Origin of the sequence: Luteimonas sp. RC10, from assembly GCF_014192745.1 — a bacterium.
Lineage (GTDB): Bacteria > Pseudomonadota > Gammaproteobacteria > Xanthomonadales > Xanthomonadaceae > Luteimonas.
Genome location: NZ_JACHYJ010000004.1, coordinates 129,412 through 145,445 on the forward strand (window position 1 = coordinate 129,412; position 16,034 = coordinate 145,445).

9 protein-coding genes are annotated in these 16,034 nt (G+C 68.9%); 3 read left to right on the forward strand and 6 right to left on the reverse strand.

What is annotated here, in order from left to right; translation table 11 throughout:
* Positions 1–78: 78 nt before the first annotated feature.
* Positions 79–1,026, reverse strand: coding sequence for a LysR family transcriptional regulator (locus FHW73_RS09105; RefSeq protein WP_183426389.1), 948 nt, complete (start codon positions 1,024–1,026; stop codon positions 79–81).
* A gap of 101 nt (positions 1,027–1,127) precedes the next feature.
* On the opposite strand from FHW73_RS09105, the gene FHW73_RS09110 reads away from it, so the two are divergent.
* From FHW73_RS09110 to FHW73_RS09120, 3 genes are read left to right on the forward strand one after another with little or no spacing between them, the layout of a single operon-like run.
* Positions 1,128–1,682, forward strand: a complete 555-nt coding sequence (locus FHW73_RS09110; protein WP_183426390.1) for a flavodoxin family protein — start codon at positions 1,128–1,130, stop codon at positions 1,680–1,682.
* Positions 1,683–1,694: 12 nt separating this feature from the next.
* The gene (locus tag FHW73_RS09115) at positions 1,695–1,901 is read left to right on the forward strand and encodes a 4-oxalocrotonate tautomerase family protein (RefSeq protein WP_183426391.1); all 207 of its coding nucleotides are present in this window, start codon (positions 1,695–1,697) and stop codon (positions 1,899–1,901) included.
* Positions 1,898–2,296 carry a nuclear transport factor 2 family protein gene (locus FHW73_RS09120; protein ID WP_183426392.1) on the forward strand — a complete coding sequence of 133 codons (399 nt, stop codon included), beginning with the start codon at positions 1,898–1,900 and terminating at the stop codon, positions 2,294–2,296. The genes FHW73_RS09115 and FHW73_RS09120 overlap by 4 nt, the downstream gene beginning before the upstream one ends.
* Before the next feature lie 42 nt (positions 2,297–2,338).
* Here FHW73_RS09120 and FHW73_RS09125 read toward each other — a convergent pair whose 3' ends face one another.
* The 5 genes from FHW73_RS09125 to ligA all read right to left on the reverse strand — a co-directional run bounded on the left by FHW73_RS09125 (position 2,339) and on the right by ligA (position 15,804).
* On the reverse strand, positions 2,339–7,198 hold the full coding sequence (locus FHW73_RS09125; RefSeq protein WP_255492901.1) for an alpha-2-macroglobulin: 4,860 nt from the start codon (positions 7,196–7,198) through the stop codon (positions 2,339–2,341).
* 314 nt (positions 7,199–7,512) lie between these two features.
* On the reverse strand, positions 7,513–10,239 hold the full coding sequence (gene gyrA, locus FHW73_RS09130; protein WP_183426393.1) for a DNA gyrase subunit A: 2,727 nt from the start codon (positions 10,237–10,239) through the stop codon (positions 7,513–7,515).
* 262 nt (positions 10,240–10,501) lie between these two features.
* Entirely contained in the window at positions 10,502–11,560 is a 1,059-nt protein-coding gene (gene mtnA / locus FHW73_RS09135; RefSeq protein WP_183426394.1) for an S-methyl-5-thioribose-1-phosphate isomerase, read from the reverse strand.
* A gap of 765 nt (positions 11,561–12,325) precedes the next feature.
* Entirely contained in the window at positions 12,326–13,303 is a 978-nt protein-coding gene (gene epmA / locus FHW73_RS09140; protein ID WP_345776169.1) for an EF-P lysine aminoacylase EpmA, read from the reverse strand.
* Positions 13,300–15,804, reverse strand: a complete 2,505-nt coding sequence (ligA, locus tag FHW73_RS09145; protein WP_183426395.1) for an NAD-dependent DNA ligase LigA — start codon at positions 15,802–15,804, stop codon at positions 13,300–13,302. The genes epmA and ligA overlap by 4 nt, the downstream gene beginning before the upstream one ends.
* Positions 15,805–16,034 lie beyond the last annotated feature (230 nt).

Genomic DNA, 16,034 nt, shown 5'->3' on the forward strand with positions numbered 1-16,034 from the left:
GCCGCACACGCCCTGGCCATCCGGGATCGAGCCGGCAGGAAGCAGGAGGCGAGATCTGCGATGGGCATGGCGCATAGTCTAGTCGGGCGCGTGCGGCCGCGACCCGTCGCGCGCCCGATCCCGCAGCCATGCAGCGAGGAAGTCCGCCAGCACCCGCACCCGCAACGGCATGTGGCGATTGCTCGGGTGGATCAGCGAGAACGGCCGCGAGGCCCCGCCGTAGGCCTGCATCACTTCGACCAGTCCGCCGCGTGCGAGCGCCTGCTCCACGGTGAAACGATAGACCTGCGCCAGTCCCGCGCCCGCTTGGGCCAGCGTGACCACGCCCAGGATGTCGTCGGTACAGGTGCATCCCCCGGTGGTGGCCACGTCCCGCTCGACACCGCCGACGCGCAGTCGCCATGGCACGCGCTGCCCGGAGCTGGGCAGGATGAACTGGATACAGTCGTGGTGCTGCAGATCGTCCACCGTCTCCGGTTCGCCATGCCGGCGGAGGTAGTCGGGCGTGGCGACGACCACCAGTTCCGCGTCCAGCAACCGCCGGGCGATGAGACCCGAATCCGCCTGCTCGCGGCCACGCACGGCCAGATCGAAGCCATCGGCGGTGAAGTCGATATTGCGATTGCTCAACTGCACATCCACGCGGACCTGCGGATAGCGCGCGCGGAACGCCGGCAGCGCGGGCAACAGGCAATGGTGGCCGAACGTGGTGGGTGCGCTGATGCGCACCAGACCCGCGGGCTCGACCTGATGGCCGGAGAGTTGCCGTTCCGCTTCGGCCAGTTGGCCCAGCGCCTGCTGGCACTGCACGTGATACGCACGACCTGCCTCGGTGAGTCGGACGCGCCGGGTGGTGCGCACGAACAAGCGCACCTGCAGCCGGTCTTCAAGACGGCCGATCGCGCGACTGACGGCCGCCGGCGTGAGCGCCGCCTGGTGCGCGGCTGCGGTGAAGCTCTCCAACTCGGCCGCCAGACAGAACAGTTCGAGGCTCGCCAGGGACACATCCTGGAAATCGCGCGGCATTGATGACTCGAGCTCACTGGTGATGTTCCAGATTATCCGTTTATCAACCCATTGGCGCCTCATAGCATTCCGGCACCCCGTCCCCTACCCCGAGGCACCGCATGTCCCCCCGTACGAGCATCGTCTTCCACACCAGCCACGGTCACACCCGCCGCCTGGCACTGGCCATTGCGGCCGCATCGGACACCGCCCTCGTCGAGATCGACGCGCAAGGCCAACTCTCGGCCGAGGACTGGGCGCGCCTGGATGCGTCCGACGTCCTGATCTTCGGGTCACCGACCTGCATGGGCAATGTGAGTTGGCAGTTCAAGCGCTTCCAGGACGCCACCGCCACGCTGTGGACGGCGCAGCGCTGGCGCGACAAGCTGGCCGCGGGATTCACCCACTCAGCGGGCATCAACGGCGACAAGCTCGCGACCCTGGGGGCGCTGTTCACCTTCTCCCAGCAGCACGGCATGGTCTGGACCGGCACCGGCCTGATGCCGGCAAACGTCCGCAGCTCCGGACGCGACGATGTGAACTATCTCGCAGCGTTCAGCGGCCTGATGGCGGCCACGCCTGCGGACGTGTCGCACGAGGGCATGGCGGCAGGCGATCTGGAGACCGCACGGCTGTTCGGCGAGCGCGTGCGTGCGGTCGCGCGACGTCGGCACTGACAGGAGTCCACCATGCCCTACGTCCACATCCGGATCACCCGCGAAGGCACCACTGCCCTCCAGAAGGCGGCATTGATCGCAGGCGTGACCGAACTGCTGCAGCGCGTGCTGGCCAAGGACCCGGCCCTCACCCACGTGATCATCGAGGAGGTCGAACTCGACAATTGGGGCGTGCATGGCCGGCCGGTCACGGCCCTTCGTGCGGAGCGCCGGACATGAGCGCCAGCATCGCGTTCGCACGTGAAGCGGAGGCCATTGCCGACGCCCTGGCGCGCTACTTCGATGGTCTGCACCACAGCGACGTGTCGCTGCTCGCGCAGGTGTTCCACCCCCAGGCGCACTACTTCAGCGCCAGCGACGGCCACCTGCTGCACCTGGACATGACGCAGTACTTTCCCATCGTCGCCGCGCGCCCCTCGCCTGCCAGCCAGGGCCATGCACGCACCGACCGCATCGTCTCGCTGGAACTGGCCGGTCCGGTGACGGCATTGGCCAAGGTGACGTGCTCGATACCGCCCAAGGCCTTCATCGATCTCCTCACCCTGGTGAAACTCGACGGGCAGTGGCGGATCGTGAGCAAGGTGTTCCACCATCACCCGATGGGCGCGACATGACGCTGGCACCGCGCCGCGAGGCCATCGCGGCGCGGGCAAGGATCACGGCTCGACCACCGTGATCTGCTCGGGGACCGATCGACCGACACCGCGCAGCTGCGGCCGGTACATGTCCTCGACCAGCGGCGGCGGCACGGTGTAGGTGCCGGGACTGACCGCGCGGACCAGGTAGAACACCCGCGCGGTGCGGCCGCTGTCGAGCTTGAGCGCGGCGACGAAGCGGTCGTCGCGGTACTCCTCGTGCTGCACGGTCGCCTGGCTGCCGCGTTCGGTGATCCGGATGCCGTCGACCACGACATCGGCCCACTGCTTGCCGTCGCCGAGATTGAAGTTCTCCACCTCCAGGCCCGCCGGCAACAGGTCGGTCAGCAGCGCGTCGGGCATGTCGCGGTCGGCCACCACCGACACTGCGACGATGAGTGCATCGCCCTCGGCCAGCGGCCCAGGTGTCCACGGCTGACCGTCGGTGCCGTAGAGCCGGCGCTCGACCTTCAGCGCACTGGCATCGGCGGCCGGCGCCTGCAGCGGCACACCGGCGACATCGATGCTGGCGTACATCGGCGGTTCGCCCTTGGGCACGAAGCGCACCCCGCGGCGCAGCCCGGCCTCGTCGAAGGCACGTCCGACGATCGCCGCCGGGGCGATCGCCTCCTCGACCTCGCCCTCTTGCAGCGTGCCCGACACCCGGCGGTTCTGATCGGCCGTCAGGGCCCGACCCAGCCGCGCGATCGCGATCTGCTCCTGGGTGCTCAGGTACATCCAGCTGCGCTGCCGACGGGCGTCGATCTCGCGGCCGATGTCGACCGCGCGGGCGTCGTAGGTGGGCTTGGCCATGTCGCGCTCGTGGGTCAGCGCGATCATCAGCGAGGCATCACGCAACGGCGAGCCGTAGTCCCACAGATAGCCCGGGCGGTCGCCCTTGAACGCGAACCCGGCCTCGATCGCCCGCTCGCCGCGGGCCTTGTCGCCCTGCAGCGACAGCGCCAAGCCCAGATGCACCAGCGGCAGGCCGGTCCGTGCCTTCGCGCGCTCGTTGTCGTAGAGCCCGCGCAGCGTGCCCAGTGGCGCACGGTTGACCCGCGCGAGCACGTAGCCGGCGTAGGCCTGATAGGCGAAACGCAGGTGGTCACGCTCGTTCTGGCCGTAGAAGCCGTCGCCGCCCGACAACAAGTCCTCGGACAAGCGCTCGAGCGCCTTCTGCAGCACGCCTTCCGGCACCGCGAAACCGGCGTCACGCGCATCGAGCAGGAACTCGACGATGTACGGCGTGAGCATCGGATTGACGTCGCCGTCGCCGCCCCACATCGAGAAGTGCCCGGTGCCGACCTGCATCGCCGCCAGCCGGCCGAACGCGGCCTCGACCACCCGGCGCCGCTTGCCGGCGTCGATGTCGCGGATGCCCAGCATCGAGACGGTCGCATCGTCGAGTTGCAGCGCCGCGTAACCGCGACTGGTGGTCTGCTCGGCGCAGCCATAGGGATAGTGCAACGCACCGTCGATCGCGGCGGCGAATGGAATCGGCGGCAGCGCGCTGACCGAGACCCGCGCCGTGACCGAGCCGGGCATCAGCCCGGACATGGCGCCGGTGTCGAGGGTCAGTGGCGTGGTGCCGTCGAGCACCCGCGTGCTCGAGCGCAACACCGCCGGCCACGCCGGCCGCACCGGCAGGTCGTAGCTGCGATCGACGCGGTGGCCGTTGCCGTCGACGCGCACGCGGACCTTGGCGACGGTATAGCCGGACTGCGCGGTCAGCGGGAAGCGCAGCGTGGTCTTGTCGCCAGCGGCCAGCGACACCCGGCGACTGCCCTCGCCAATCGCCAGCGGCCCGACGCCGTCGACGCGGACGTCGAACTCGCCTGCCCGCCCACTGAAATTGGTCAAGTCCAGGGTCACCGTGCTGCGGTCGCCAGGCGCGAGCACCCGCGGCATGCTGGCCTCGGCAACGACCGGCGCGCGCACCAGGGTCTCGACATCGCGACTGCCGTAGCGGTCGGCCGAGAACACCAGCGCCGAGACCCGCAGCGTGCCGTTGAAGTCGGGCAGTTGCAGCGGCACGCGCGCATTGCCGCGGGCGTCGAGCTTCACCGGGCCTGCGAACAGATCGACGGTCTGCACGCGTGCGGTGGGGCGACGCGCCTGCGGCAGCGAGGCCAGTGGCGCGTCGCCGCCGAAGCGCAGCTTCGCCGTGCCGCCCTCGTAGCTTTCGATGATCCGCCCATAGAGATCGTAGGCATCGACGCCGAACCGGCGCTGCGCGAAGAAATGCCGCCAGGCATCGGGCACCGGGAAGCGGGTGATGTTGAGGATGCCCACATCGACCGCCGAGACCGTGACCCAGGCCGACTGGCCGGCCAGTTGCGGTGCGCTCACGGTGACCTGCATCGGGCCTTCGGGGCGGACCTGCTCCGGCGCCCGCAGCCCGACCGCGACCCGGCGATCGCGCCGCTGCATCGGCACATGCGCGATGCCGACCGCACGCGCCGGCGTGACCGCACTCGCGGCACTGCCACCGCGAAACACCAGCGCGGTGACGTAGACGTCGTGACGTTCCCACTCCTCGGTGACCGGGATCTCGAACGTGCTGCCCGGCTTGGCATCGATCTCGTGCAGATAGAGCATGCGGTCGCTTTCGACCATCAGCAGGCCCTTGCCCGGATGCGGCGGCGTGACCGTGACGCGCATCGTGTCGCCGGCGCGATACCCGGTCTTGTCCAGCGCGACCTTGACCTTGTCGGGCCGCGCGTCGAGCCCGCGGTTGTCGTCGTCCCAGCCCCAGCCGGCACGGAAGGGATAGCGCGAGACCAGCTTGGTCTGCGGGTCCTCGACATCGATGCGGTACTCGCCCCACTCCACCGGTACATCGAAGCGTGCGGCGGCAGTGCCGGCATCGACACTGCGCGTGTCCACCGTCTCGAAGCGCTGCGTGTACTCGTAGCGCCAGCCATCGTCGTCGTTGCGCCAGTGGTAGTCGCGATGCTCGCGCACCAGCGACACCTTCAGGCCCTGCAGCGGCCGCGGCTTGCCGTCCTGACCCACACGCACCAGCTCGAAGCGTGCCGTGCCATTGGCATCGGCGCCGTCGTCGGGGTCGAACAGCGGGCGCACCCCGACCAGCGCGTCGGCCGGCCACAGCACCCGCTTGAGTGTGCGGTTGACGCTGCGCCCGCCGGTTTCGAACAGGCTGCCGGAGACGATCGCCGCGATCGGCGTGACCGGTCTGGCCTCGTCGGGCAGCGCGATATCGGCCTGCAGGCGACCCTGCGCATCGAGCGCCTCATCGACGACATCCTTGGCCTCGCGCGGCAGATCCACAGTCGGGTCACCGAAGACGAAGCCCGGCAGGCCCTCGACCGGCGTGCGCTCGACGGCCACCGCGAGGCGCGCGGTGAAGCGATTGCCCGCCGCCGGCGCACCGTAGAGATAGGCGCCGGTCGCCTGCAGCCGCAGCGGCTGCCCCGGGCGCAGCGTCGCCTGCGCGGCGTCGAGGTCGAGCTTCATGCGCTCGGGCAGGAACTCCTCGATCCGCAAGGTCATGCCCTGCACCGCCTCGCGGCTCGCCGGATCGGTGCGGAACTCCACGCGCCAGCTGCCGGTCGGCGCATCCACCGGGATCTCCTGCTCGAACCGGACGTAGCCGCCCTCGCCCGGCTCGATGCGACGCTCGAGGAAGGTCTTGCCGTCGGGCTGGCGCAGGCGGGCGAACAACGTCTGCGCACGGCCGTCCTTCGCCTGCACCGGGCGTCCGTCCTGGTCGCGCAGCAGCGCCGAGACGCGGACTGTCTCCCCGGGGCGGTAGAGATCGCGCCCCGACCAGGCGAACACATCGAACCAGGCCTGCTCCCGGCCACCGACCGCGAACTCCGACAGGTCCAGCGCCGGCTGGTTGAACGGCAGCATCGACACATCGCCGCCCCGAGTGGCGACCAGCACGTGCGCCGCATCGAGCGTGTAGTCGAGCATCGCATTGCCGCGCGCGTCGGTCTTGGCGCGGAAGACCGTCTCGCCCTTGCCGTCGAGCACCTTGAGCTCGGCATTGCCGATCGGCGCGCCGTCCTGCAGCGACGCTGTATGCACGAACATCCGCTCGCGGTAGGCGCGCGCGTGCAGGCCGATGTCGCTGACGGTGAAGAACGCGGTCTCGAACTGGTCGGTGAACGCGCCGGTGCGCTTCATCACCGCAAAGTACAGCCCGGGCTGCTGCAGTTCCTTGATGCCCTGCAACGGCAGATAGGTCAGCACGCGCTCGTTGCGCGCGCCGTCGATCGAAAACCGGTTGACGTACACCGGCTTGGCCAACTGCGACAGCGGCGTGCGGCCGCTGTAGCCGTAGTGGTCGTCGAGATCCCAGCTGCCGCGCCGGCCGCCGCGCTGGTACTGAGTGAAGAACGCAGGCAACGAGGCGTCGTCGACGCGCAGGAACTCAACATCGACCTCGTCGACATTGATCGAGACGATCGGCAGGCCGCGCGATTCCTTCGCCGGCAGCACGCTGCCCTGCGAGGCGAAGCCGACGACCGGATCGAGCTCGCCGGTGAACACCTTGCGCTCGAGATCCTGGCCCAGCGTGCTGCCGTCGGCTGCGGTCAGCTTGCCGGAAATGCGCACCGTGTAGTCGCGGTTGGCCTCGACATGCGGGAAACGCAGCACCTTGCCGTCGTCGTCGAGCGTCCAGCTGCCCTCACGACCGGCATTGTCGGCCAGGGTCACCAGCGCATCGAAATCCTGCGTGCCGACCAGTGGCTGCGAGAACTCGAGGGCCAGCGACAGCGCACCATCATGCTGGTCGGGAAATGCCCGTACCAGGCCGAACCCCTCGACCTGCGCGCGCTCGGTGCGAATCGCCTCGCCGCCCGCCGTGGGCACCTGACCCCCGACATCACGCCGGCAGCCGGCCACGAACATGACCGCCAGTACGAGCACCAGCACCGCGCTGCAACGGGCGCCAACGCGCCCCCACATTCCGATCGACATCCCGATTCCCCGCCTGGCAACCGGCGCAGTATAGGAACGCCAAGCCCTCAACGCGCACTTTTCAAAACCGGGGTCAGAGTGCATTTCCCCAATGCGGCAGGCATGCGAAAGGCCAGAATCAACGTGACGGCGCCCAAAAGCGACGGGGCCAACAGGCAAGGCGCCCAAAAAGCGAAGGGGTCAGAATGTCTTTTCCTTGGAAAAGGCACTCTGACCCCAGTTTGGACGCCGGATTCTAAGCGGCGTCAGGCGTCGGGGCTTGGGACGTCCACGGCGCTGGCCGGGGCGTCGCCCGCCGGCGGCGGTGCGATCGGGTCGACGGTCTCGTCTTCGATCGCGCCGTCGACGCGCTCGATGCCCTGCAGGCGCTCGTCCTTGGACAGGCGCATCAGGGTCACGCCCTGGGTGTTGCGGCCGACCCGGGCGATCTCCGAGGCGCGGGTCCGCACCAGGGTGCCGCCGTTGGAGATCAGCAGCACCTCGTCGGCATTGCGCAGCAGCACCGCGCCGACCAGGCGACCATTGCGCTCGGTGGTCTGGATGCCGATCACGCCGCGCGTGCCGCGGCCCTTGCACGGGTACTCCGACAGCGGCGTGCGCTTGCCATAGCCGTTCTCGGTCGCAGTGAGGATGTAGCCGATGTCCTCGCCCGCGCCGGTTTCGACCACCACGGCCTCGCCGTTGCTCTCAGCGCTCGCCTCGGGCGCCGCGTCCTCGACCGTCTCCTCGAAGGTCTCGTCCTCGATCCCACCCGCGCTCTCGGCGACGATCAGACTCACGACGTGCTCGCCGGCATCGAGTCGAATACCGCGCACGCCGCCGGCGGTGCGGCCCATCGAACGCACACGGTTCTCGCTGAAGCGGACCGTCTTGCCATTGGAGGCGAACAGCAGCACATCGCGATCGCCGTCGGTCAGCGCGACGCCGACCAGCGCATCGCCGTCGTCGAGGCGGATCGCGATCTTGCCGCGCGCCAGCCGATAGGCGAACTCGGTCAGCGGGGTCTTCTTGACGGTGCCGCTGCGGGTGGCGAAGAACACGTACTGGCCCTCGACGTACTCGCGCACCGGCACCACGGCCTGCACCTTTTCGTCGGCCTCGAGCGGAATCCAGTTGATGATCGGACGGCCGCGCGCATTCGGGCCGGCGTCGGGCAGCTGGTGCACCGGCAGCCAGAACACGCGGCCGGCACTGGTGAAGGTCAGCAGTGTGTCGTGGGTGTTGACCAGCCACAGCTGTTCGATGAAATCCTCGTCCTTGGTCGACGCCGCATTGCGGCCGCGGCCGCCGCGCTTCTGCGCGCGATAGGCGCTGACCGGCTGGCGCTTGGCGTAGCCGGCATGCGACAGCGTGACCACCACGTCCTCGGGTGCGATCAGGTCGAGGATGTCCAGATCCTCTTCGCTGGCGCGGATCTCGCTGCGGCGCTCGTCGCCGAACTCGGCCTTGACGTTGCGCAGTTCGGTGCGGATCACTTCCAGCAGCACGTCGGGATCTTCGAGGATCTCGATCAGGCCGCGGATGGTCTCCAGCAGCTGCTTGTACTCGTCGGTCAGGCGGTCCTGCTCCAGCCCGGTCAGGCGGTGCAGGCGCATCTCCAGGATCTGCTGCGCCTGGGCCTCGGTCAGCTGGTAGCTGCCGTCGATCAGGCCCACGCCATCGGGCAGATCCTCGGGGCGCGAGGCCTCGGCACCACTGGCGGCCAGCAGTGCGCCGACCAGCCCGGCGTCCCAGCGCCTGCCGAGCATCCGCTCGCGGGCGACGTTGGGATTCTCCGAGGTCTTGATCAGCTCGATCATCTCGTCGATGTTGGCCAGCGCGACCGTCAGGCCTTCGAGGATGTGCGCGCGGTTGCGGGCGCGGCGCAGCTCGAAGATCGTCCGGCGGGTGACCACCTCGCGGCGGTGGCGGACGAACGCCTCGAGGATCTGGCGCAGGTTCAGCAGCTGCGGGCGGCCGTCGACCAGCGCCACCATGTTGATGCCGAACACCGACTCCATCTGCGTCTGCGAATAGAGGTTGTTGAGCACGACCTCGGCCGACTCGCCGCGCTTGACCTCGATGTAGATGCGCATGCCGTCCTTGTCGGACTCGTCGCGCAGTTCGCTGATGCCCTCGAGCTTCTTTTCCTTGACCAGCTCGGCGATCTTCTCGATCAGCCGCGCCTTGTTCACCTGGTAGGGAATCTCGGTGACGATGATCGACTCGCGGCCGTTGTCGGCCACTTCGACCTCGGCCTTGGCGCGCATGCGTACGCGACCGCGACCGGTGCGGTAGGCCAGATGGATGCCGCCCACGCCGTTGATGATGCCCGCGGTCGGGAAATCGGGACCGGGGATGTATTCCATCAACCCGTCGATGTCGATCTCGGGGTTGTCGATCAGCGCGATCAGCGCATCGACGACCTCACCCAGGTTGTGCGGCGGGATATTGGTCGCCATGCCGACCGCGATACCGGCCGAGCCGTTGACCAGCAGGTTCGGAAAGCGCGTCGGCATCACCGACGGCTCGAGTTCCTTCTCGTCGTAGTTGGGCTGGAAATCGACCGTTTCCTTGTCGATGTCGGCCATCAGCTCATGCGTCAGGCGCGACATGCGCGCCTCGGTGTAACGCATCGCCGCCGCCGAGTCGCCGTCGACCGAACCGAAGTTGCCCTGCCCGTCGACCAGCAGGTAGCGCAGCGAGAACGGCTGGGCCATGCGCACCAGCGTGTCGTAGACCGACTGGTCGCCGTGCGGGTGGTACTTACCGATGACGTCACCGACGATACGCGCCGACTTGTAATACGGCTTGTTGCTGTGCGCGCCAAGCTCGTTCATCGCAAACAGCACGCGGCGGTGAACCGGCTTGAGGCCGTCGCGGACGTCGGGGAGCGCGCGGCCCACGATCACGCTCATCGCGTAATCGAGGTAACTGCGGCGCATCTCGTCTTCGAGATTGACGGGAATGATTTCTTTCGCGGAATCGACCATCTAGAGGGCTTGCATCCTGTCTGCGCGGCCCGGTTTTTTCGGCATCGGCGCAAGGCGCCGACACTGCGCGTACCGGCCGCCGGCGACGCGATCAAAACGACAGGAAATCATAGCACAAACGCCATGCCCGCCCCAGGGTTTCCGACGTAAAAACAAGCACTTGGCGCAATACGATGCGGCATTTCCGGGCCCTGCCCCGCTTTCCGGCCAGCCGGCCGCACGATCGGGCGCCATCGCCTCCGATCGCGCAGGCGGGCCGACCTCAGCCAAACAGGGCGCGCATCGCCTCGGTCGTGGGGCGTTCGACCACGCCGCGCTCGGTCACGATCGCGTCGATCAGCGCGCCTGGGGTCACATCGAACACCGGATTCCAGGCCTGGATGCCGTCGGCGACCGTGCGACTGCCACCCACACCGAACAGTTCACCCGGGTCGCGCTGCTCGATCTCGATCATCTCGCCCGACGGCGTGTCCATGTCGACGGTCGAGGACGGCGCGACGACCATGAACTTCACGCCGTGGTGGCGGGCGGCGATCGCCAGCTGGTAGGTGCCGATCTTGTTGGCGGTGTCGCCGTTGGCGCAGATGCGGTCGGCACCGACGACCACCCACTGCACGAAGCCGCCCTTCATCAGGTGCGAGGCGGCCGAGTCGGCGATCAGGGTCGCGTCGATGCCATCCTGCTGCAGTTCCCACACCGTCAACCGGGCGCCCTGCAACCAGGGCCGGGTTTCGCCGGCGAAGACCTTGGCGATGCGGCCCTGCGCCATGCCCGCGCGGATCACGCCCAGCGCGGTGCCGAAGCCGGCGGTCGCCAGTGAACCGGTGTTGCAGTGGGTCAGCACCCCGCTGCCCGGTGCGATCAGCGCCGCGCCGAGCGCGCCCATGTGCCGGTTCGCGGCGAGGTCCTCGTCGGCGATCGCCTGCGCCTCGCGCGCCAGCACCTCGCGCCAGTCGCGGCCCGCGGCCGCCAGCACCCGGCGCATGCGCGCCAAGGCCCAGGCCAGGTTCACCGCGGTCGGACGCGCGGCGTTCAACCGCTGCAGCGCTGGCTCGAGCTTGGCCAGCGCGGCCGCACCGTCGTCGGCCTCGATCTCACGCGCGCCCAGCACCGCGCCCCAGGCGGCCGCGATGCCGATCGCCGGCGCGCCGCGCACGGTCAGCGCATGGATCGCCTGGGCGACCTCGTCGCTGGTCGTGCAGGTCGCATGCTCGACCACGAACGGCAGCTTGCGCTGGTCGAGCAGTTCGAGCGTGTCGCCGGTCCACAGGATCGGGCGGATGTGGTCGTAACGGTCGAAGTCGAGGGGGGATGCGTTCATGGCGCCATTGTAGTTCGAGGGTGTTGGATTGCTGTTGGGCAGGCTCGGGGAGCCGTTCGCGCTTGGCTCTGCCCCCGCCTCGCCAGACGTCAGCGCTCTGGTTCGGCTTTGGTTCGGCTCTGACTCTGACTCTGACTCTGACTCTGGCTCTGACTCTGACTCTGGCTCTGACTCTGACTCTGACTCTGGCTCTGGCTCTGGCTTTGGCTTTGGCTCCGCGCTTTTGACGTATCGAGCCGTAAAGCGAGCCGAGCATCGCAGGACGACGGGGTCGAAGAGCAGCCCTTGTCTGAGCGTAGCGAGTTTGGGCTGCGTGCCCCGTCGTCCGAGAAGCACAGGGGGCCGCCGCGGCTGTATCGCGGCGGATCGCGTCCGGCGAAAGGACCTTTTGGTTTCTTTTGGGTCCCTCCAAAAGAAACTCGCCCGCGCAGCGGGCGAAAGCCGTGCACCGGCCTTGGCATTGGCTGTTTGCTTGGGCTGTTCTGAGAACGCGGAAAACAGGATCAAGTCCACAGCTTCCGCGCGCGACGCGCGCGGCTTACTTTTGTCTTGGCAAAAGTAAGCAAAACCGCCGTCGCCGGACGCGATCCGCCGCATGAAGCCGCGGCGGTGCCCTCCGCGCCTCGCCTGGCGCGGCACACAGCCCAAACTCGCTGCGCTCAGACAAGGGCTGCTCTTCGGCCGCGCCAGGCTCCGGTGCTCGGCTCGCTTTACGGCTCGATGGAAAAGCCACAGCAAAGGCAACAGCAACAGCAAAGCGAAGGGCTACGCCCTCGCAAAATCGAACGCGATCACATCCGCGATCCGCGGCGTGTCCAGCATTGCCATCATCAACCGGTCCACGCCCAGCGCGACCCCGGCGCAGTCGGGAAAGCCGGCATCGAGCGCGTCGAGCAACGCCTCGTCGATCGCCGGCAGTGCCGCGCCACGCGCGGTGCGCACCGCGTGGTCGCGTTCGAAGCGGGCCCGCTGCTCGGCGCCGTCAGCCAGTTCGTGGTAGCCATTGGCCAGCTCCAGCGCGCCCAGATACAGCTCGAAGCGCTCGGCGACCGGTACGCCGCCCTGCGCGGTGATCCGCGCCAGCATGCACTGCGAGGCCGGGTAGTCGTGCACGACGAGGATGCGGTCGGCGGGGTTGGCCGGCTGCAGACGATGGGTCATCAGCAGGTCGAGCCAGTCGTCGCGACCCAGGCCGTCCGGATCGATCCGCACATCGCCCAGCGCCGCCCGCAGCGCCGCCTCCGATGCGGTCATCGGGTCGATGCCCAGCTGCGTGCGGTAGAGCGTGCGGTAGTCGGTCTCCACGACCTCGGCCCGGCGCCCGACCAATGCCAGCGCGGCCTGCACCAGCGCGACGGTCTCGGCAGCGAGGCGGCGATGGTCCCAGCCGACGCGGTACCACTCGAGCATCGTGAACTCGGGGTTGTGACGCCCCCCCGCCTCGCCGTCGCGGAACACCCGGCCCAGTTCGTAACAGTCACCGAAGCCCGCTGCGAGCAGTCGCTTGAGCGGAAACTCGGGCGAGGTGCGCAGCCAGCGCAGCGGTGGCCCGGCATCGACATGGCCGCCAAAGCGCGTGGCGAAGCTGGCGACGTTGGGATCGGTGTTGCCCGCACGCGAGAGCACCGGCGTCTCGACCTCGACCACGTCGCGCTCGGCGAAGAAGCCACGCAACATGGCGTTGAGCCGCGCGCGCAGGCGCAACGCCTCGAAGGACGCGCTCGGCCCGCTCGGCACCTTCACGCCTGCGCCTCGAGAAATGCCAGCAGTGCGGCTTCGTCCCAGATCTCGACGCCCAGCGCCTGGGCCTTGTCGAGCTTGGAGCCGGCCGCCTCACCGGCGACCACCAGCGATGTCTTCTTCGATACGCTGCCGACGATCTTCGCGCCCAACGCCTCGAGCTTTTCGCCGGCCTCGTCGCGGGTCATCGAGGCCAGCGTGCCGGTCAGCACCACGCTCTTGCCGTCGAGCGGACCACTGCTGCGCTCCGCCCGCGCCGGGGCGGCGGCGAGCAGGCGTTGCATCGCCGCGTCGGCGGCGATCAGCGCTTGGCGCGCCCGCTCGTCGGCCAGATACGCCGCGAGATTCGCGGCACCCGCGCTGGATGCGCCCGCACCCGCCCAGCCGCTTTCGTTCGCACGCAGCAGCGCCGCGAGCGTGCCGTAGGTCTGCGCCAGGCGCTCGGCACTCTTGCCGCCGAGTTTGTCGACCGGCAACGTCGCCAGCAGATGCGCTAGGTCCAGCCGATCGCGCAGTTCGGCAGACGGCGCTGTCTCGTCGGAGAACTGCACACCGGCGGCGATCAGCGCATCGACCACCGCGACATTGCCCGGCTGCTCGAAGAACGTCGCGATCGAGCGTGCAACCTCGCCGCCGATGTCGGGCAGCGCCTGCAGCAACACCGCCGGCGTGCTGCGGATGAAGTCGAGCGTGCCCAGCCACTGCGCCAGCGACTTCGCTGTCGTTTCGCCCAGGTGCGGGATGCCGAGCGCGAACAGGAAGCGCGCCAGCGTGGTGTGGCGGCTGGCGTCGATGCCGGCGACGAGGTTCTCGGCCCACTTGGTGGCGAGTTTGCCGCCGGTCTCGACGGTCAGGTGCGCGCGCAGGAACACGGCGTCCTTCCAGACCGGCGCCTCCTCGGCCAGAACCGCCGCGCCTTCAGCATCGAGCACCAGCCCCCCCTTGCTGTCGGCGATCGCCTGCTGGAAGTCGGCGGCGGTCGCGGCGTCGAGCGCAGTCTTCATCCGCACCAAGTCGGCGACGGTCAGTGCGTAGAGATCGGCCGGCGAATGCACGAACCCGAACTCGACCAGGGCTTCGGCCTGCTTGTCGCCCAGACCCTCGATGTCGAGCGCGCGACGCGAGGCGAAGTGCCGCACGGCCTCCTTGCGCTGCGCCGGGCATGTCAGCCCGCCGCTGCAGCGCCAGGCAATCGCGCCCTCCTCGCGCACCAGTTCGGAACCGCAGACCGGACACGCGGCCGGCATCGACCAGGGCACCGCATCGGCGGGGCGTCGGTCCTCGATCACGCGCACGATCTCGGGGATCACGTCGCCGGCGCGGCGCACGATCACCGTGTCGCCCTCGCGCACGTCCAGCCGCGCGATCTGGTCGGCGTTGTGCAGCGTCGCATTGGTCACCGTGACCCCGGCGACCTGCACCGGCTCGAGCCGCGCGACCGGGGTGACCGCACCGGTCCGGCCGACCTGGACCTCGATCGCGCGCAGCACCGTCGACTGCTCCTGCGCCGGGAACTTGTGCGCCAGCGCCCAGCGCGGCGAGCGCGACACGAACCCCATCGCGCGTTGTTGGTCGTAGTCGTCGAGCTTGTAGACCACGCCGTCGATGTCGTACGGCAGCGCGTCGCGCTGTGCACCGATGCGACGGAAGTAGGCGATCAGGCCTTCGAAGCCGGTCGCGGTCTCGACCTCAGGGGCGACCGGGAATCCGAATCCGCGCAGCAACGCCAAGGTCTGCGAATGGGTCTCGGGCAGTTCCAGGCCACGGACCTCGCCGACCGAATAGGCGAAGAACGCCAGCGGCCGGCGACGTGTGACCGCCGGATCGAGCTGGCGCAGCGAGCCGGCCGCGCCGTTGCGGGGATTGGCCAGCAGCTTCTCGTTGTTGTCCAGCGCCTTCGCATTCCAGTCGGCGAACGCCTTGCGCGGCATGTAGATCTCGCCGCGCACCTCCAGCACCGCCGGCGCAGGCGCCCCGTCGAGGCGGAGCCGGAGCGGCACCGCGCGCACCTGGCGCAGGTTCGCGGTGACGTTCTCGCCCGTGGCGCCATCGCCGCGCGTCGCGCCCTGCACGAACATCCCGTCCTCGTAGCGCAGACTGATCGCGAGGCCGTCGAGTTTGGGTTCGACCGAGAACACCGGTGCGGCGATGTCGAGCTTCTGCTCGATCCGACGCTCGAAGTCGGCGACCTCGGAGAACCGCGTGCGATCATCGGCGTCGTCGGGCACACCCGCGGTCTCGAACGCATTCGCCAGCGACAGCATCGGAATCGCGTGCTGGACTTCGGGAAAGCCGCCGTCGGGACGTGCGCCGACCGTGCGCGTCGGCGAATCCTCGCTGGCGAGCTCGGGGTGCGCCGTCTCCAGCGCCTCGAGCTCGCGCATCAACGCGTCGTAATCGGCGTCCGGGATCGACGGATCGTCGAGCACGTAGTAGCGGTGGTTGGCATCTTCGATGCGTGCACGCAGCTCGGCAACGCGCTCGGCGGGAGAGGACTTGGGCATGCCCCGAATTGTAGGACGACCGGGTTGGCGCGCGCGTCGCGATCGATCCCGCTGAACGGAAAAGCCTTCCCCGTGAACGGGGGAAGGCGCTGGTCTGCGCGCCGTCGAATCGATGGATCACCGCCCCGTCAGGGCGTCGGCTCGGACGCCAGCCGATACGCGCTTAGCCGCGCATCCAGTGTCCCCTGTGTGCAACTCGACGAGATGATGGTCGACGTCGTAGACGTACC

What these genes read in the sequence shown, in the direction of transcription:
- FHW73_RS09105 (WP_183426389.1), bottom strand. Translation starts at nt 1,026, where the DNA reads ATGCCGCGCGATTTCCAGGATGTGTCCCTGGCGAGCCTCGAACTGTTC.
- FHW73_RS09110 (WP_183426390.1), top strand. Translation starts at nt 1,128, where the DNA reads ATGTCCCCCCGTACGAGCATCGTCTTCCACACCAGCCACGGTCACACC.
- FHW73_RS09115 (WP_183426391.1), top strand. Translation starts at nt 1,695, where the DNA reads ATGCCCTACGTCCACATCCGGATCACCCGCGAAGGCACCACTGCCCTC.
- FHW73_RS09120 (WP_183426392.1), top strand. Translation starts at nt 1,898, where the DNA reads ATGAGCGCCAGCATCGCGTTCGCACGTGAAGCGGAGGCCATTGCCGAC.
- FHW73_RS09125 (WP_255492901.1), bottom strand. Translation starts at nt 7,198, where the DNA reads ATGTTCGTGGCCGGCTGCCGGCGTGATGTCGGGGGTCAGGTGCCCACG.
- gyrA (WP_183426393.1), bottom strand. Translation starts at nt 10,239, where the DNA reads ATGGTCGATTCCGCGAAAGAAATCATTCCCGTCAATCTCGAAGACGAG.
- mtnA (WP_183426394.1), bottom strand. Translation starts at nt 11,560, where the DNA reads ATGAACGCATCCCCCCTCGACTTCGACCGTTACGACCACATCCGCCCG.
- ligA (WP_183426395.1), bottom strand. Translation starts at nt 15,804, where the DNA reads ATGCCCAAGTCCTCTCCCGCCGAGCGCGTTGCCGAGCTGCGTGCACGC.